Source organism: Janthinobacterium sp. GW823-FHT06H09 (genome assembly GCF_058794735.1).
The window spans coordinates 445,716-462,441 of the sequence record NZ_JBXAHC010000001.1; the positions used below are offsets into that span (position 1 = coordinate 445,716).

At 62.2% G+C, this 16,726-nt stretch carries 16 protein-coding genes; 11 read left to right on the forward strand and 5 right to left on the reverse strand.

Annotation, left to right across the window (positions count from 1 at the left end; translation table 11 throughout):
- Positions 1 to 134 precede the first annotated feature (134 nt).
- The 8 genes from AC1Q6X_RS02140 (at position 135) to AC1Q6X_RS02175 (ending at position 8,687) form a co-directional block, all read left to right on the forward strand.
- Positions 135 to 1,271 (forward strand): DegT/DnrJ/EryC1/StrS family aminotransferase, encoded by a 1,137-nt coding sequence (locus AC1Q6X_RS02140; RefSeq protein ID WP_492494789.1) that lies wholly within the window; start codon positions 135 to 137, stop codon positions 1,269 to 1,271.
- Between the two features lie 11 nt (positions 1,272 to 1,282).
- Positions 1,283 to 2,278 (forward strand): glycosyltransferase, encoded by a 996-nt coding sequence (locus AC1Q6X_RS02145; protein ID WP_099410120.1) that lies wholly within the window; start codon positions 1,283 to 1,285, stop codon positions 2,276 to 2,278.
- Positions 2,278 to 3,195: a formyltransferase gene (locus AC1Q6X_RS02150; RefSeq protein ID WP_070219137.1), complete on the forward strand. Its 918-nt coding sequence runs from the start codon at positions 2,278 to 2,280 to the stop codon at positions 3,193 to 3,195. Before AC1Q6X_RS02145 ends, AC1Q6X_RS02150 begins: the two co-directional genes overlap by 1 nt.
- Before the next feature lie 21 nt (positions 3,196 to 3,216).
- Complete coding sequence (locus tag AC1Q6X_RS02155) at positions 3,217 to 4,269, forward strand: bifunctional UDP-4-keto-pentose/UDP-xylose synthase (protein ID WP_070219136.1); 1,053 nt, start codon at positions 3,217 to 3,219, stop codon at positions 4,267 to 4,269.
- Positions 4,269 to 5,228 carry a polysaccharide deacetylase family protein gene (locus tag AC1Q6X_RS02160; RefSeq protein ID WP_070219135.1) on the forward strand — a complete coding sequence of 320 codons (960 nt, stop codon included), beginning with the start codon at positions 4,269 to 4,271 and terminating at the stop codon, positions 5,226 to 5,228. The genes AC1Q6X_RS02155 and AC1Q6X_RS02160 overlap by 1 nt, the downstream gene beginning before the upstream one ends.
- Before the next feature lie 75 nt (positions 5,229 to 5,303).
- On the forward strand, positions 5,304 to 5,774 hold the full coding sequence (locus AC1Q6X_RS02165) for a peroxiredoxin (protein WP_034750445.1): 471 nt from the start codon (positions 5,304 to 5,306) through the stop codon (positions 5,772 to 5,774).
- A gap of 289 nt (positions 5,775 to 6,063) precedes the next feature.
- Positions 6,064 to 7,875: a PhoH family protein gene (locus AC1Q6X_RS02170; protein ID WP_070219133.1), complete on the forward strand. Its 1,812-nt coding sequence runs from the start codon at positions 6,064 to 6,066 to the stop codon at positions 7,873 to 7,875.
- A gap of 137 nt (positions 7,876 to 8,012) precedes the next feature.
- Entirely contained in the window at positions 8,013 to 8,687 is a 675-nt protein-coding gene (locus tag AC1Q6X_RS02175) for a site-2 protease family protein (RefSeq protein ID WP_492494793.1), read from the forward strand.
- 24 nt (positions 8,688 to 8,711) lie between these two features.
- On the opposite strand, the gene AC1Q6X_RS02180 is transcribed toward AC1Q6X_RS02175, so the two are convergent.
- A complete protein-coding gene (locus AC1Q6X_RS02180; RefSeq protein ID WP_492494795.1) occupies positions 8,712 to 10,079 on the reverse strand; it encodes an NAD-dependent succinate-semialdehyde dehydrogenase in 1,368 nt (455 codons plus the stop codon).
- 51 nt (positions 10,080 to 10,130) lie between these two features.
- Here AC1Q6X_RS02180 and yidD point away from each other — a divergent pair, with 51 nt between their 5' ends.
- From yidD to AC1Q6X_RS02195, 3 genes are all read left to right on the forward strand, one after another.
- Positions 10,131 to 10,808 (forward strand): membrane protein insertion efficiency factor YidD, encoded by a 678-nt coding sequence (yidD, locus tag AC1Q6X_RS02185; RefSeq protein ID WP_492494797.1) that lies wholly within the window; start codon positions 10,131 to 10,133, stop codon positions 10,806 to 10,808.
- A 255-nt stretch (positions 10,809 to 11,063) separates the two neighbouring features.
- On the forward strand, positions 11,064 to 12,005 hold the full coding sequence (locus tag AC1Q6X_RS02190) for a bestrophin family protein (RefSeq protein ID WP_230505761.1): 942 nt from the start codon (positions 11,064 to 11,066) through the stop codon (positions 12,003 to 12,005).
- Positions 12,006 to 12,087: 82 nt separating this feature from the next.
- Positions 12,088 to 12,288 carry a heavy-metal-associated domain-containing protein gene (locus AC1Q6X_RS02195; RefSeq protein WP_070219128.1) on the forward strand — a complete coding sequence of 67 codons (201 nt, stop codon included), beginning with the start codon at positions 12,088 to 12,090 and terminating at the stop codon, positions 12,286 to 12,288.
- 47 nt (positions 12,289 to 12,335) lie between these two features.
- Here AC1Q6X_RS02195 and AC1Q6X_RS02200 read toward each other — a convergent pair whose 3' ends face one another.
- From AC1Q6X_RS02200 to AC1Q6X_RS02215, 4 genes are all read right to left on the reverse strand, one after another.
- On the reverse strand, positions 12,336 to 13,064 hold the full coding sequence (locus tag AC1Q6X_RS02200; protein ID WP_492494800.1) for a glutathione S-transferase: 729 nt from the start codon (positions 13,062 to 13,064) through the stop codon (positions 12,336 to 12,338).
- A 21-nt stretch (positions 13,065 to 13,085) separates the two neighbouring features.
- Positions 13,086 to 13,505: a Cu(I)-responsive transcriptional regulator gene (cueR, locus tag AC1Q6X_RS02205; protein ID WP_070219126.1), complete on the reverse strand. Its 420-nt coding sequence runs from the start codon at positions 13,503 to 13,505 to the stop codon at positions 13,086 to 13,088.
- Between the two features lies 1 nt (position 13,506).
- A complete protein-coding gene (locus tag AC1Q6X_RS02210) occupies positions 13,507 to 15,942 on the reverse strand; it encodes a heavy metal translocating P-type ATPase (protein ID WP_492494802.1) in 2,436 nt (811 codons plus the stop codon).
- 73 nt (positions 15,943 to 16,015) lie between these two features.
- A complete protein-coding gene (locus AC1Q6X_RS02215; protein ID WP_492494883.1) occupies positions 16,016 to 16,720 on the reverse strand; it encodes a FecR family protein in 705 nt (234 codons plus the stop codon).
- Positions 16,721 to 16,726: the final 6 nt, after the last annotated feature.

Below are 16,726 nucleotides of genomic sequence, written 5' to 3' on the forward strand. Positions count from 1 at the left end.
TTTTTCACCGCTGAACCGGCTGCGCCGCCATACTGACGATATAAAATAGCCATGCCTGCCGGTCGCTTTTCACCGTACGGCAGCCTCGGCAACACAGATACCCTGACACCATACCGACTCAAGAACCGCGCCCCATGACCTCTACCCTGCCCTTTTTGCCTTTTTCCAAACCCACCATCGATGAGGCGACCATCGCCGCCGTCGGCGAGGTGCTGCGCTCGGGCTGGATCACCAGCGGCCCGAAAGTGCAGGCATTCGAAGCCCAGCTGTCCGAGTATTTCGGCGGGCGTCCCGTGCGCACCTTCAATTCGGGCACGTGCACCATGGAAATCGCGCTGCGCATCGCCGGCATTGGCCCCGGCGACGAAGTCATCACCACGCCCGTGTCGTGGGTCGCGACGGCCAACGTCATCATCGAAGTGGGCGCCACGCCCGTGTTTGCCGACATCGACCCCGTCACCCGGAATATCGACCTCGACAAGCTGGAAGCGGCCATCACTCCGCGTACGAAAGCCATCATCCCCGTTTACCTGTCCGGCCTGCCCGTCGACATGGACCGCCTGTACGCGATTGCTGAAAAGTACAATTTAAGGGTCGTGGAAGACGCGGCGCAGGCGTTCGGCTCCACCTGGAAGGGCAAGCGCATCGGTTCGTTTGGCGACTTCGTCTCGTTCAGCTTCCAGGCCAACAAGAACATCACCACGGGCGAAGGCGGCTGCCTCGTCCTGAACAACCTGGAAGAAGCGAAGCTGGCCGAGAAATACCGGCTGCAGGGTGTCACCCGCAGCGGCGTCGACGGCATCGACGTCGACGTGCTGGGCGGCAAATACAACATGAGCGACATCATGGCCGCCATCGGCCTGGGCCAGTTCGCCAATATCGACGCCATCACGGCCCACCGCCGCGCGCTGGCGCGCCACTATTTCGCGCAGTTCGGCAGCGACTTCGAAGCGCAGAGCGGCGCCCGGCTGCCCGTGCAGGACTTTGAAAACAGCAACTGGCATCTGTTCCAGATCATCCTGCCCGACAACGGCCCCGGCACGCGCGCCGCGTTCATGCAGGCCATGGCGCAGCAAAACGTGGGAACGGGCTATCATTACGCACCGATCCACCTGTTTACCATGTACCGCGAACGCGGCTTTACCGAGGGCATGTTCCCCGTCTCGGAACAGATCGGCCGCCTGACCGTGACCTTGCCGATGTTCTACGCCATGACGACACAGGACGTGGAACGCGCCGTCGCCACCGTCAAATCCATTCTCATCAAATGAGCAGCGCGCCGATGAAACCTGAACTGTCCGTAATCATTCCGATCTACAACGAGCAGGATGGCCTGGCCAGCCTGTTCGCCCGCCTGTATCCGGCCCTCGATGCCTTGCAGACGAGCTACGAGATCATCTTCATCAATGATGGCAGCCGCGACAACTCGGTGGCCATCCTGGCGGAACAGTTCCGCCAGCGCCCCGACGTCACGCGCGTGATCTTATTCAACGGCAATTATGGCCAGCACATGGCCATCCTGGCCGGCTTCGAAGCCTCGCGCGGGCAGATCATGGTCACGCTCGACGCCGACCTGCAGAACCCGCCCGAAGAAATCGGCAACCTGGTGGCGAAGATGCGCGAAGGCTACGATTACGTGGGCTCGATCCGGCGCAAGCGCCAAGATTCCGCCTGGCGCACCCTGGCATCGAAGATGATGAACCGCCTGCGCGAACGCATCACCAACATCAAGATCACGGACCAGGGCAACATGCTGCGCGCGTATGGCCGCAATGTGATCGACCTGGTCAACCAGTGCGCCGAAGTGAACACCTTCGTGCCCGCCCTCGCCTACACGTTTGCCCGCAAGCCCACGGAAATCACCGTCGAGCACGAGGAACGGGCCGCCGGCGAGTCGAAATATTCGCTGTACAGCCTGATCCGCCTCAATTTCGACCTCGTCACGGGCTTTTCGCTGATTCCCCTGCAAATCTTTTCCATGCTGGGCATGGCGATGTCGCTGGGCTCGGCGCTGCTGGTGATCTTCCTGCTGGTACGCCGCTTCCTGCTGGGCGCGGAGGCCGAAGGCGTGTTCACCCTGTTCGCCATCGCCTTCTTCTTCATGGGCGTGATCCTGTTCGGCATCGGCCTGGTGGGCGAATACGTGGGACGCATCTTCCAGCAAGTGCGCGCCCGTCCCCGCTACGTGGTGCAAACCATCTTGCAGGATGGTATGGTCCAGGCGGAAGCCGAGGCGCCATCGTACGTGCGCCTGGAAAAGCGCCAGGTGAGCCGCTGATGGGCGCCCCGCGCGCCGTCGTCTTCGGCTACCACAATGTGGGCGTGCGCTGCATCAAGGTGCTGCTGGCCGGCGGCGTCGATATCGCCCTCGTCGTCACGCACGAAGACAGCCCCACGGAAAACCTGTGGTTCGAATCCGTCGCCAGCCTGTGCCAGGCCGAAGGCATCCCGTACATCACGCCTGCGGACGCGCGCGCGCCCGAGCTGCTGGCGCAGGTGCAGGCGGCCAGGCCGGACATGCTGTTCAGCTTTTACTACCGCCACATGCTGCCGGCCAGCATCCTGGAAGTCGCGCCCGCCTACAATATGCACGGCTCGCTGCTGCCGCAGTTCCGCGGCCGCGCGCCCGTCAACTGGGCCGTGCTGCATGGCGCCCCGCAAACGGGCGCCACCCTGCATGAAATGACGGTCAAGCCCGACGCCGGCGCCATCGTCGCGCAAACGGCCGTGCCCATCCTGCCCGACGACACGGCGTTCGAAGTGTTCGGCAAGGTCACGGTGGCGGCGGAGCAAACCTTGTGGAACGTGCTGCCAGCCTTGCTGGACGGCACGGCGCCGCGCCAGCTCAACGATCTGCGCCAGGGCGGCTACTTTGGCGGCCGCACGCCGGAAGACGGCCGCATCGACTGGAAGTTACCCGCGCAGCAGGTGTACAACCTGCACCGGGCCGTCGCGCCCCCCTATCCCGGCGCGTTCACCGAAGTCAACAATGTTATTTACACCATCGAAAAAGCCCGTTTAAGCAAGCATTCAGCAGGAAGTTTGCCACCAGGCTTGGCGGTAGTGGATAATTGCATCTTTGGCGTCTGCGGAGACGGCCGCATGCTGGCCATTTCCGCGCTGAGGGCTGCCGGGGAGCCGATTTCGGCTCAGCAATTGCAAGCAAGTCTGACCGCCCGCGTCAGCACACACTGATATCACTCAAGAGAATCTCATATGAAAAAAGTCCTCATCTTAGGCGTCAACGGTTTCATCGGCCACCACCTGTCCAAGCGCATCCTGGAAACCACCGACTGGCATGTCTACGGCATGGACATGAACACGGACCGCATCACGGAATTGCTGGAAGATGACAACTACAAGTCGCGCATGCACTTCTTCGAAGGCGACATCACGATCAACAAGGAATGGGTCGAGTACCACGTCAAGAAATGCGACGTGATCCTGCCGCTGGTGGCCATCGCCACGCCGTCGACCTACGTCAAGCAGCCGCTGCGCGTCTTCGAACTGGACTTCGAAGCCAACCTGCCTATCGTGCGCTCGGCCGCCAAGTACGGCAAGCACCTGGTCTTCCCGTCGACCTCGGAAGTGTATGGCATGTGCCATGACGAGGAATTCGATCCGGAAAACTCGGAACTGATCTGCGGCCCAATCAACAAGCCGCGCTGGATCTATTCGAACGCCAAGCAGCTGATGGACCGCGTGATCTGGGGCTACGGCATGGAAGGCTTGAACTTCACCCTGTTCCGTCCATTCAACTGGATCGGCGCGGGCCTGGACTCGATCCACACGCCAAAAGAAGGTTCCTCGCGCGTGGTGACGCAATTCTTCGGCCACATCGTGCGCGGCGAAAACATCTCGCTGGTCGACGGCGGCGCGCAGAAACGCGCGTTCACCTATATCGACGACGGCATCGATGCGCTGATCCGCATCATCGCCAACAAGAACGGCATCGCCAGCGGCAAGATCTACAACATTGGCAATCCGACCAATAACTATTCGATCCGCGACCTGGCCGGCATGATGCTGACCCTGGCCGCCGAGTACCCGGAATACGCCGAAGGCGCGAAACACGTGAACATCGTGGAAACGACTTCGGGTGCCTACTACGGCGCCGGCTACCAGGACGTGCAGAACCGCGTGCCGAAAATCACGAATACCTGCGAAGAGCTGGGCTGGGCGCCGACCACCACCATGGCCGATTCCCTGCGCAATATTTTCGACGCCTACCGCAGCCAGGTAGCCCAAGCCAAAGCCCTGATGGATTAATGTTGAGCAAGCCGTTCCTGACCCTGAAAATCGACGTCGATACCTATCGCGGCACCCGTGAAGGCATGGGCAATCTGGTGCGCATGCTGGCCGCGCACCAGGCCAAGGCCACCTTTCTGTTCTCGCTGGGCCCCGACCACACGGGCTGGGCCCTGCGGCGCGCCTTGCGACCCGGCTTTTTCAGCAAGGTGTCGCGCACGTCGGTGGTCGAGCACTACGGCTTGAAAACATTGATGTACGGCACCTTACTGCCGGGACCCGATATCGGCAAGCAGTGCGCGGCGCAATTGCGCGCCGTGCGCGATGCCGGTTTCGAGTGCGGCATCCACACCTGGGATCACACCCTGTGGCAAGACAATGTGGCCAAGCGCAACGCCGCCTGGACCATTACCATGATGCGCAAGGCCGCCAACCGCTACGAACAGGTGTTCGGCAGCAAGCCGCACACGCACGGCGCGGCCGGCTGGCAAATGAATGTCAGCGCCTTTGTCGAGCACGACACGGCCGGCTACCGCTTTGCCTCCGATGGCCGCGCCATGCTCGACGCGCGCGGCGCAATGGTGCATCCGGGCAATGGCCCGCACCGCGTGCGCAATGGCAACACCATCCTGCGCTGCGTGCAATTGCCCACCACCCTGCCCACCCTGGACGAACTGCTGGGCTGCGAAATCGACGGCAAGCTGATCACCACCGGCAATGTTGCCGCGCATATCCTGTCACTGACGGCGGACAACCCGCGCGATCATGTGTATACCTTGCATGCGGAACTTGAAGGACAGAAACTCGCCCCCATTTTCGAACAACTGCTGACTGGCTGGAAAGCCCAGGGCTACCAGTTTGCGGCGATGGGCGATTATTATGAAAAGATAAAAGATGCGGACTTGCCAATTTGCCCCATCACCTGGGATGAGTTGCCCGGGCGTTCGGGACGCCTGATTGTGCAGGGCAAAGCGGCCTGAATGCTGTATTGTTGCACCTGGATGCGTTGCCAGATTAAAAACCAGCGCTGATGATCACCGTTCAGGAGAGAACCTGTGGCTGATAGCCAATCCCTCGTTAGCATACCCGACTTTAGTGCCGCCATGACCAGCGGCAAGACCTTTCAGTTGCTGGGCCGCCCGGCCAAGGCCACGGTACTGTTTTTCTATCCGAAGGACAACACCCCTGGCTGCACCACTGAAAACATCGCCTTCCGTGACGCGTATCCGCAATTTGTCGCCGCCGGCGTGGAAATCTACGGCATCAGCCGCGATTCCCTGCGCTCGCACGAAAGCTTCAAAGCCAAGCTGGAGCTGCCGTTCGAGCTCATTTCCGACCCGGACGAAGCCGTTTGCCTGCTGTTTAACGTCATGAAGATGAAACAGATGTACGGCAAGACCGTACGCGGCGTCGAGCGCAGTACGTTTGTGATTGACGCCCAGGGCCGATTGGTGAAAGAATGGAGAGGCGTGAAGGTCGCAACTCACGTGGAAGAAGTGCTGGAATTCGTAGCGCATCTGAATTGATCGTTCATTTTGATCCAATGCGCGTTGTCGGCTTCCAGCAAGCCTGGTTCAACCGCAGTTCAGTTCACGGTACCTATCGCCATTTTGAGTCAACGAAGCGCCTCCATCCACTCCGCCAGACGGGCCTGCAGCCCGCCGATGGCGTCCATGACCGGCCATGCTGCCGGCCTCCCGGCAGTTATTCGTCCTGTAGCATTGTTGTTCCCCCGCATCCACCCCATGAGAAGTGCCGCCAGAAGCTGGCTGCCCATGGGCGATTCATTCCAGAAATTTTTTGATTGAGATCCTGATGCCACTGCCAAAATTACCGAGCAAGCCAGCCACCATCCTGGCCACCCAAGATTACCCAACCGCAGGCGCAGCGCGCCCGGCCACCAAAACCCCGGCAGCCAAGAAAGTGGCTGCACCGATCATTGAAGCGGCGATCGCCGAAGTTGCCAAACCGGTCCGCAATGCGGCCACGAAGATCAAGCAAGTGGCGGCCCTGATGGTCGCCAAGCCAGTGCCAGCCCCGGCGCCGGTTGCGGCCGCGCCTGCCGCCGTTGCCGCGCCTGCAGCGAAAGCCAAGCCGGCGGCCAAAGGCAAGGTCACGCCGATCAAGCCCGTCAAGCAGGCAGAGCAGCCGCATCCGGCCAAGCACAAGCCTGTGGAAGTGCAGCTCAAGTCGTCCGCCAGCCGCGCCGCCGATCAGCGCGGCATCAGCAAGCTGTTCGTGCTCGACACGAACGTGCTGATGCACGATCCATCGTCGCTGTTCCGCTTCGAGGAACACGATGTGTACCTGCCGATGATGACCCTGGAAGAGCTGGACAACCACAAAAAGGGCATGACGGAAGTGGCCCGCAATGCGCGCCAGGTGTCGCGCACGCTCGATGCCCTGATCAGCAACACGGATGACGATGCCATCGAACACGGCATCCTGCTGTCCAAGCTGGGCAACAAGGACGCCAAGGGCCGTCTGTTCTTCCAGACACGTTTGCAAAGCGCCGACCTGCCGGCAGGCTTACCAGTGGGCAAGGCCGACAACCAGATCCTGGCCGTCGTGCGTTCGCTCGAGTCGGAACAGGAAGGCCGCCCCGTCGTGCTGGTGTCGAAAGACATCAACATGCGCATCAAGGCGCGCGCCCTGGGCTTGCCGGCCGAAGATTACTTCAACGACCATGTGCTGGAAGACACGGACTTGCTGTACTCGGGCATCGTGCAATTGCCGGACGACTTCTGGAACAAGCACGGCAAGGACATGGAATCGTGGCAGGAAAGCAAGAACGGCTACAGCTCCACCTTCTACCGCGTGACGGGCCCGTTCATTCCATCGCTGCTGGTCAACCAGTTCATCTACCTGGAACCGAAAAACGGCGAAACGCCGTTCTACGGTCAGGTGAAGCAGATCAACGGCAAGACGGCAGTGCTGCAAACCCTGCGCGACTTCAGCCACACGAAGAACAATGTGTGGGGCGTGACGGCGCGCAACCGCGAGCAGAACTTCGCGCTGAACCTGCTGATGAATCCGGAATGCGATTTCGTCACCCTGCTGGGTCAGGCCGGTACCGGCAAGACCCTGCTGGCCCTGGCCGCCGGCCTGGCGCAAGTGCTGGAAACCAAGCTCTACAATGAAATCATCGTTACCCGCGTGACGGTGCCCGTCGGCGAAGACATCGGTTTCCTGCCCGGCACGGAAGAAGAAAAGATGTCGCCATGGATGGGCGCCTTCGACGACAACCTGGAAGTGCTGAACAAGTCCGACTCCGATGGCGGCGAATGGGGCCGTGCGGCAACGCAAGACCTGATCCGCTCGCGCATCAAGATCAAGTCGCTCAACTTCATGCGCGGCCGCACCTTCGTCAACAAGTTCCTCATCATCGATGAAGCGCAAAACTTGACGCCAAAACAGGTCAAGACCCTGGTCACGCGCGCCGGTCCCGGCACGAAGATCCTGTGCCTGGGCAACATCGCCCAGATCGACACGCCGTACCTGACGGAAGGCTCGAGCGGCCTGACCTACGTGGTCGACCGCTTCAAGGGCTGGACCCACAGCGGCCACGTCACCCTGGCCCGCGGCGAGCGTTCGCGCCTGGCCGACCACGCCAGCGAAGTGCTGTAAGTTATAGCGGGCGGCGCAAGCTGCCTCAGTCATTCGAAGCCCCGGCTGCAGCGATGCAGGCGGGGCTTTTTTCATGTGCGCGACTATTTCCTGCGGCATGTTCTAATACCGCTCCTTTCTTTCTGGACACCTTGCCGATGCCTCCCGCCCTGCAGTTGCTGCTCTGCTTCATCGTTTTCATGCTCCTCCACATTTCCGTCATGGCGGCCTGCGCCAGGCTGTTCGGCATCACGGTGCGCAGCATCAGCTACGGCGTCGGTCCCACCCTGCTGACCTGGGGCAAAGTGCGCGTCAAGCTGCTGCCGCTGGCCGGCAATCTGGTGCTGAAAGATACGCGTGAGGAAACTTTGTATGACGACGATCCCTGCCTTGACGCCTACAACTTCCAGTCGCTGTGGAAGCAGGTCCTGCTGCCATTGAGCGGCGTGGCCGTGCTGCTGGCCTTGTCACTGGGCATCATGGGAGCCTCGGGCTGGGAGCGCTTTATCGCCGCCTTCGGGCACATCGTCGCTGGCGCGCTGGCGCCGTTGTCGAGGGCGCAGGAATTGCTGGGTGAAGGGGAAACATTTGCCCGCACGCATGGTTTTGCACTGGTGTTCGCCCTGTTCTCGCTGAAACTGTGCGCCTTTAATCTGCTGCCGTTTGCCGGTCTGAATGGGGGCCAGGCGCTGCTGTCCATCGCGCGCGGCGGCAAGCCGTATGTGACGTGGGAAGAGACGGCAGCAAAATGGCTGTTGCTGCCGGGGCTGGCGATCTTGCTGGCGTGGGCAGCGGCGTTCGGCTGCTATGGCTGGCAGGCGCTGGGGGCGTAAGGAAACGCCCCCAAGGTCGCCCGGTCAGCCGACCAGCACCAGCTTGCGGTTGACGAATTCCATGATGCCCAGGTCGGACAATTCGCGGCCGTAACCCGAATGTTTCACGCCGCCAAATGGCAGTTCAGGCGCCGTGACGGCGGGCGAGTTGATGAATACCATGCCCGTGTCGATGCGGCTGGCCAGGCGTTTGCCGCGCGCGACGTCTGCCGTGATGATGGTGCCACCGAGGCCGAAGGGCGAATCGTTGGCCAGGGCGATCGCCGCGGCGTCATCCTTGACGCGGAAAATCATGGCGACGGGGGCAAAGAATTCCTGGTAGTAGACGGGATTGCCAGACGTGACTTCGGTGAGAATGGTCGGCGCCATGAAGTAGCCGGCACGCTCGATGCGCTTGCCGCCCAGCAGCACTTTCGCGCCGCCTTCCACGGCCTGGCCAACTTGCTTGACGGCCAGCTCCAGCGCCGATTTGCTCGACAGCGGCGCCAGGGTCGTGGCGGGATCCATCGGGTCGCCTGGCTGCAGCGTGGCCAGTTCGGCCTGGAAGCGCTCGACAAAGGTATCGGCAATGCTGTCGAGCAGGATAAAGCGTTTCGAGCCGTCGCACACCTGGCCCGCATTCTGGATGCGGCCGATGACGGCCAGCTTGACGGCCAGGTCCATGTCGGCGTCGTCCAGGACGATGAAGGCGTCGCTGCCGCCCAGTTCCATCGTGGTTTTCTTCAGGGCCTTGCCGGCCGTGGCCGCCACGGAGGCGCCGGCACGCTCGCTGCCCGTCAGCGCCACGCCCTGCACGCGCGGGTCGGCAATGGCGGTGGCCACTTGCTCGCTGGACAAGAATGCGTTGCTGTAGGCGCCTGCCGGCGCGCCCGCGTCAAGGAACAGTTTTTCAAAGGCCAGTGCGCACTGGGGCACGTTGGACGCGTGTTTCACTACCAGGGTATTGCCCGCCATCAAATTCGGACCCGCGACCCTGGCCAGCTGGTAATACGGGAAATTCCACGGCTCGACGCAGAAGATCACGCCCAGCGGCGCGATTTCCACGCTGGCCTCGCCGCGCTTGACGTCTAGTTGTTTGGGAGCGAGAAATTGCTCAGCATTATCCGCGTAGTAGTCGAGGATTTTCACGCACAGCGACACTTCCTGCTGCGCTTCCTTGAACAGCTTGCCCATTTCCACGGTGATCAGCTTGGCGAAGGCATCGCCTTGTTCCTTCAGCAGCATGGCCGCTTTCTTGACGACTGCCTTGCGCTCGGCAAAGCTGCGCTGGCGCCAGTCGCTCTCGAAAGCAGTGGCTGCCTGGGCCAGTATATTGTCCATTTGCGCATCGTTATGCGGTGTGAAGGTCTGCTCGATCTGTTCGCTGTAGGGATTCGTGGTCTGATAGCTCATCTGGTTTCCTTGGTCTTGGCACCCCGGGACTGCGTGGGGTAGCCGGGCAGTATGCTGGCGGACGCGCCGAGCGACAGTACGCACGCGAACATAGCGGCGAATGGCCGCAGGCGGCATGGCGAGCACGGCAAGCACCGGCCTATCTCTCTTTGCCACGTGTCCCATGCATGCGGGCTTGCCGCTATTCTTTTTTGCAGACCTGTCGTATGCTCGAGTCAGTGCCGCAAGGCAAACGGCAAAGGAAGCAATATTTTCACCTTCGACACCTGCGGCAAGCACCTGGTCCTGTGGGCGATCCGCGCCTACCAGCGCCATCTATCTCCCTGGAAAGGATTTCGCTGCGCCTACCGCGTGCTGACGGGGCGCGACAGCTGCTCCGCCTATGGCTACAAGGTCATCGCGCGTCACGGCTTGCGCCCGGGATTGGCGCTGCTGCAACGGCGTCTGCGCGCCTGCGGCGAACGCCATCGCCGATACCTGGCGCTGCATCCGCAGACGCGGCGCAGTGCACGCCGCCAGGCGCAGGCGGGATTTTGCGACTGCGACGTGCCTCTGCTGGACTGCGCTTGCGACTGCGCCGACGTGGCCAGCCTGGCTGATTGCTCCCGGCCGGGCCGCGGCAAGAACCCGGCGTGGTTCCGCAACGGCTATACGGCCAGTGCCGCACTGAAACGGCAGCAGGAAGAACACCGCAAGAAGATCAGGCAGCGACAGGAATCGGATAGCTAAATTCACACAATAACTTACAAATGAAATATTCATTCATGAAATGAATAATACCCATTATCACTGTGAATTGGCTGGAAACGGATCGGCGGCCTATACTTAAACCGTCTCCCCTACACTGCTTCCCATGCACACCCTGCTCAGCCCGCATACATCGCGGGCTTTTTGTTCCCGGCCATTGCCACTGCATCTTTCCTCTTTTACCGATTACCGGGCCCGCCCTTCCCCGCCAGCCCAGCCCCCAGCAAGGAGCGCAGCATGATCGTGCGCGAGCGCCCTTCGGCGCTAAGGCTGTTCCTCGTGGTGCGCGGCTCCGTCCTGCCGCGCATCCGCACCACGCTCATCGTCAATACCCTGATCGCCACCCTCGTCACCTGGTGCCACGGCACCTTGTTCGACCACAAGGTGATCTTGACCACCATCCCGTTTACGCTGATCGGCTTGCCGCTGGCCATCTTCCTGGGCTTTCGCAACACGGCCGCCTATGACCGCTACTGGGAAGCGCGCAAGCTGTGGGGCGAACTGGTCTTGCGCAGCCGTAATTTCTCGCGCCAGTGCCAGACCATGATACGCGGCAACACGCCGGCCCACGCGAGGTTGGGCCTCGATGACGTGCGCGTGCGCATGATTTACCGCACCATCGCCTTTTGCCACGCCCTGCGCCACCAGCTGCGCGACACGCGCGGACCGGCCGACTTGCAGCCGCTGCTGCGTCCAGCCGAATGGGAAGCGGCTTGCCAGGCATCGAATCCATCGGACTACCTGATGCTGCAGATGGGCCACGACCTGGCCGACTGCGTCCGGCAAGGCCGCATCGACAGCATCCTCACCGCACAGATCGATAACACGGTCTCGGCCATGGTAGCGGCGGGCGCTTCGTGCGAACGCATCCGCAGCACGCCGATTCCGTTTTCGTATTCGCTGTTGCTGCACCGCACAGCCTATCTGTACTGCTTCCTGCTGCCGTTCGGCCTCGTCGACTCGCTCGGTTTCATGACGCCCTTCGTCGTCGCCATCGTCGCCTACACTTTCTTTGGCCTCGATGCCTTGGGCGACGAGATCGAGGAGCCGTTCGGCGAAGACGCCAACGACCTGCCGCTGTCGGCCATGTGCCGCGCCATCGAAATCAGCTTGCGCGAATCCGTGCAGGACGAGAACGTGCCGCCGCCCATGCAAGCGGACGATTTCCTGCTGAATTGATGCGCACGCCAGCTTCCCCTTGACCTTCCCACCGGGGCAAGGCTTACAGTGGATTCACCTAATCATTCAAGGAGTGCTTGCCATGTATCAGTTACAAGTTGAAAACATGAGCTGCGGCCATTGCGTCGGCTCGGTCACGAAAGCGGTGCAGGCGATCGATCCGCAAGCCCAGGTGCAGATCGACCTGGCCAGCAAGCGCGTCACGGTGGAATCACCCGCCGAACTGGGCGCCATCAGCGCCGCCATCGTGGAGGCGGGCTACCCCGTTACCAGCGCGCAGTAACAGCCACAGCAGCATTACGACAGCCGGCCTTTGCGCCGGCTGTTTTTTTATCCGTCCAGCTCGGGGTAGTGGCGGAAGATACCTTCCTCATTGAACGCAATTCTGCGCTTCGACTTCAGGTAGCGGGCGATGTTCGGCCGCGCCGCCACCATATCGTGCAGCTCGGACAGGAACGGATATTCGGGCGCCAGGCGCGCCATGGCTTGCGGAAACGCATAACGCAAGCCAGCCAGCATCTGGAACAGCGACAGGTCGCCATACGTGAACTTTGCGCCCACCAGATACTGGCCCCGGCTGCGATTATTCAGCAGGACCTGGGTGAAATAATCGAGGAATTTCGGCAAGCGCGTTTCGCGGAAATCCGCGCTGCGCAGCATGGCCGCCTGTTTCTGTTCCTCATAATATTGATTCATCGACAGCGGGTGATGCGTGTCGTGTACTTCCGTCAGCCAGTCGGCCATGGTCAGTTGCAGCTGGTTCAGCCATAAACGGCCGCTTTCCGCGCGCGGCGCCAGGGCCAGGCGGCGGCCCAGATACAAGAGGATATTCGTCGTCTGGCCGATCAGCATGTCGCCGTCGCGCAGCACGGGCGGCGCGTAGGCGGCCTGTGGCGTAGCACCGCCATCGAGGCAGGCCAGCATGGCGGGAATGCCTTGCCCCTTGCGTTCAGGCAAACGGGCGATGTCGCGGTAGTCGGCGCCCGCCTCTTCCAGGGCCAGGCGGATGAATTCGCCGCGTCCCTGTATCGTGGGCCAGTAATACAGTTCATACGCCATACGCACCTCCGTTGATTTAACTCAATGGCAGCAAGCCTTCGCTTCCGTGTCGCTGGCCAGCCCCAGGCTTTGCAGGATGGGGCAATCGGGCTTGTCATCGCCATGGCACGACTGCGCCAGGTGGGCCAGCGTGTCGCGCATTTCCGTCAGTTCGGCGATGCGCTTGTCGAGCTCGGCGACGTGGGCCAGGGCGATGCCTTTCACGTCCGCGCTGGCGCGCTGGTCGTTTTGCCACAGCGACAGCAGCTCGCGGATCTGCTCCAGCGAAAAACCCAGCCCCCGCCCGCGCTTGATGAAGCGCAAGGCGTGCAAGTCGTTCGGCGTGTAGATGCGGTAACCGGCGTCGCTGCGCGCGCTGGGTTTTAACAATGAAATACTCTCGTAGTAGCGTATCATTTTTGCCGATACGCCCGTTTCACTGGCTGCCTGGCCGATATTCATCCTATGACTCCTTGGTATGCGCGCGACCTGAATGACTGCGGGCTTTCCAGCGGCGCAGCAACAGGGCATTGCTGATCACGCTGACGGAACTGAAGGCCATCGCCGCGCCCGCCACCATGGGGTTGAGCAAGCCGAAGGCGGCCAGCGGAATGCCGATCAGGTTGTAAATGAAGGCCCAGAACAGATTCTGCCGTATCTTGCTGTAGGTGCGGCGCGAGATATCGATGGCGTCCGCCACCAGGGCCGGATCGCCGCGCATCAGCGTGATGCCGGCCGCATGCATGGCCACGTCCGTACCCGTCGACATGGCGATGCCCACGTCGGCAGCGGCCAGCGCGGGCGCATCGTTGATGCCGTCGCCCACCATGGCCACCTTCGCGCCTTCGCCTTTCAGCGCAACAATTTTAGCGGTTTTATCGGCCGGCAGCATTTTCGCCGCCACCGTGTCGATGCCCAGCAGCTTGCCGACGGCGTCGGCGCTGCCCTGGTTGTCCCCGGTCAACATCACCGTGCGGATGCCCAGGCTGTGCAAATGGGCAATGGCCGCCTGCGCATTCGGCTTGACCTGGTCGCTGAAGGCGAACAGGCCCAGCAGTTCCGATCCCGAAGCCAGCCAGGAAATCGTATTGCCCGTGTTTTCCAGCGACAAGGCCTGTGCCGCCAGCGGCGCCATGTCCACGTTTAACTCCTGCATCAGGCGCGTGCTGCCCAGTTTCAGGTCCAGGCCGTCGACATGCGCCGCCAGGCCACGGCCCGGCAAGGCCGCCAGAGCCGTGGCCGGCAAGGGTTCGATGTGGCGCGCGGCCGCCGCATCCAGCACGGCAGTAGCCAGGCTGTGTTCGCTGCCGCGCTGGATGCTGGCCGCCAGCTGCAACAGCCGGGCCTCGTCGATGCCGTGCGCATGCAGGGCCGCCAGGGCGGGCTTGCCGATAGTCAAGGTGCCCGTCTTGTCGAACACGACGGTATTGACGGCGTGCGCCACTTCCAGCGCTTCCGCATCCTTGATCAGGATGCCGTAACGGGCAGCCACGCCCGTGCCGGCCATGATGGCCGTCGGCGTGGCCAGGCCCAGCGCGCATGGGCAGGCGATGACCAGCACGGCCACTGCATTGATGATGGCGTTTTCCAGCTCGCCGGTAGCGAACCACCAGCCCAGCATGGTCAGCAGCGCCAGCAGCAGCACCACGGGCACGAAGATGGCGCTGACCTTGTCGACCAGGTGCTGGATCGGCGCCTTGGCGGCCTGCGCGTCTTCCACCAGGCGGATGATGCGCGACAAGGTCGTCTCGCCGCCCACGGCCTGGGTACGTACCAGCAACAAACCATCGGCATTGATGGCGCCGCCCGTCACCTTGTCGCCCGGATGCTTATCGACCGGCAAGCTTTCGCCCGTGATCAGCGACTCGTTGACCTGGCTGGCGCCTTCCACCACCACGCCATCGACGGCCACCCGTTCACCGGGGCGGATAACCACCAGGTCGCCCACTTTCACCTGTTCCACGGGCAAATCGAGCTCGACGCCGTCGCGGCGCACGCGGGCCGATTCCGGGCGCAAGACTTGCAGCGCGCGGATGGCCGAAGCCGTCTGGCGCTTGGCGCGGCTTTCCAGCCATTTGCCCAGCAACACCAGCGTGATGACGACGGCCGACGCTTCAAAGTACAGGTGCGGCAGCATCTCGCCCGCCGTCAGCCATTGATAGACGGACAAGCCATACGCGGCGCTCGTGCCCAGCGCCACCAGCAAATCCATATTGCCGCTGCCGGCGCGGGCCGCCTTCCAGCCCGCCTTGTAGAAACGCGCACCAAAGTAAAACTGCACGGGCGTGGCCAGCGCGAATTGCAGCCAGCCGGGCAGCATCAAATGGATGCCGGCCCACTCGAGCAGCATGGGCAGCATCAATGGCAAGGCCAGAACGGCCGCGAACGCCACTTTCATGCCGTCGCGGTTGGGGGCCACTGCGGGCGCGCTGGCCTGGCTGGCGGCAGGAGCCTTGGCCTCGTAGCCGGCCTGGTCGATGGCGGCGATCAGGATGCCCGCATCGGCGTCGCCCGTCACCTTGACGCGCGCGCTTTCCGTGGCCAAGTTGACGCTGGCGGCCAGCACGCCGGGCACTTTCAGCAGGGCTTTTTCCACCCGGCCCACGCACGAGGCGCACGTCATGCCGGCGATGCTCAGGTCGATCTCGCGCTGCGCCACCGTGTAGCCGGCCTTTTCCACGGCGGCCTGCAAAGCGGCCAGGGGAATCGGCGTGTCGGAACTGATTTTGGCCACTTCGGTGGCAAGGTTGACGCTGGCCTGGGTCACGCCCGGCACGGCGGCCAGGGCTTTTTCCACGCGGCCCACGCACGAGGCGCAGCTCATGCCTTCGATGGCCAGCGCCTGCGCGTGCGCAGTAACGGGAGGGGAAGCGGCGGGAGCGAGTGCACTCTGATTCATGGCAGATCCTGTACGAAAGATTAACTGATATGTACAGGATCTGCTATCCCATGATGGGAAGGTCAAGCGAAAATCAGCGTACTTCGCAGTCGATAATGTTCGACTTGCCCGGCGTGCCATTGCTGGCGGTCTGGCCGATGCTGGAATTGAACGCAGACGGCGGCATGAACTTGATGCCGGGATTGACGGGCACCACCACCGGCGGCTGCCTGAAGTTGGGCGTAAAACCAAATTGCCCGGCAGAAAAAACTTGCGACCCGGCAGGATTGCTCACATGAATCAGGCCATCGAGCACCTGCACATACAGACCCGGCGCCAGCGGCTGGCTTACGCGGACCGGTCCCGGTCCCGGCAACGACGGCGTCGCAGGCGGGACGACGGTGGCAATGAACGTCGTGCCGCGAATGCCGATGGTGGCGGCTGGCGTCTTCATCTCGAAGCGCTCCTTGTTGCGCTTGCCCAGCAAGCCCGTAACGGAACGCAAGCCCCCCTTGAGCAGGCTGAAGACGGCATGGTCGCCATCGGGCTGCTCGGCCGTATAGCTGAATTGCTCGATCACAAAACTGGTATTCGGTTTCAAGGTGATTTCGCTATTGTCGATCAGCTTGATCAAGGCATAGGTCTCCTTTTCCGTCAGCAAGGTGTCGCCCTGCTCGACTTCCGACTTGATGGCCAGGATCTTCACCTTGCCATCGGCCTTCTTCGCCATCAGCGGACCACTCAATTGCATGACGGTACCGGCCACCTGGCCGGCCCAGGCATGCGCGCCCACGCACATCAAGGC

Bases quoted from the DNA above. Each gene is read 5' to 3' on its own strand.
- AC1Q6X_RS02200 (WP_492494800.1), bottom strand. From the start codon at position 13,064: ATGGCGTATGAACTGTATTACTGGCCCACGATACAGGGACGCGGCGAA.
- AC1Q6X_RS02180 (WP_492494795.1), bottom strand. From the start codon at position 10,079: ATGAGCTATCAGACCACGAATCCCTACAGCGAACAGATCGAGCAGACC.
- AC1Q6X_RS02145 (WP_099410120.1), top strand. From the start codon at position 1,283: ATGAAACCTGAACTGTCCGTAATCATTCCGATCTACAACGAGCAGGAT.
- AC1Q6X_RS02215 (WP_492494883.1), bottom strand. From the start codon at position 16,720: ATGTGCGTGGGCGCGCATGCCTGGGCCGGCCAGGTGGCCGGTACCGTC.
- cueR (WP_070219126.1), bottom strand. From the start codon at position 13,505: ATGAATATCGGCCAGGCAGCCAGTGAAACGGGCGTATCGGCAAAAATG.
- AC1Q6X_RS02155 (WP_070219136.1), top strand. From the start codon at position 3,217: ATGAAAAAAGTCCTCATCTTAGGCGTCAACGGTTTCATCGGCCACCAC.
- AC1Q6X_RS02150 (WP_070219137.1), top strand. From the start codon at position 2,278: ATGGGCGCCCCGCGCGCCGTCGTCTTCGGCTACCACAATGTGGGCGTG.
- AC1Q6X_RS02190 (WP_230505761.1), top strand. From the start codon at position 11,064: ATGATCGTGCGCGAGCGCCCTTCGGCGCTAAGGCTGTTCCTCGTGGTG.
- yidD (WP_492494797.1), top strand. From the start codon at position 10,131: ATGCTGGCGGACGCGCCGAGCGACAGTACGCACGCGAACATAGCGGCG.
- AC1Q6X_RS02195 (WP_070219128.1), top strand. From the start codon at position 12,088: ATGTATCAGTTACAAGTTGAAAACATGAGCTGCGGCCATTGCGTCGGC.
- AC1Q6X_RS02140 (WP_492494789.1), top strand. From the start codon at position 135: ATGACCTCTACCCTGCCCTTTTTGCCTTTTTCCAAACCCACCATCGAT.
- AC1Q6X_RS02175 (WP_492494793.1), top strand. From the start codon at position 8,013: ATGCCTCCCGCCCTGCAGTTGCTGCTCTGCTTCATCGTTTTCATGCTC.
- AC1Q6X_RS02170 (WP_070219133.1), top strand. From the start codon at position 6,064: ATGCCACTGCCAAAATTACCGAGCAAGCCAGCCACCATCCTGGCCACC.
- AC1Q6X_RS02160 (WP_070219135.1), top strand. From the start codon at position 4,269: ATGTTGAGCAAGCCGTTCCTGACCCTGAAAATCGACGTCGATACCTAT.
- AC1Q6X_RS02210 (WP_492494802.1), bottom strand. From the start codon at position 15,942: ATGAATCAGAGTGCACTCGCTCCCGCCGCTTCCCCTCCCGTTACTGCG.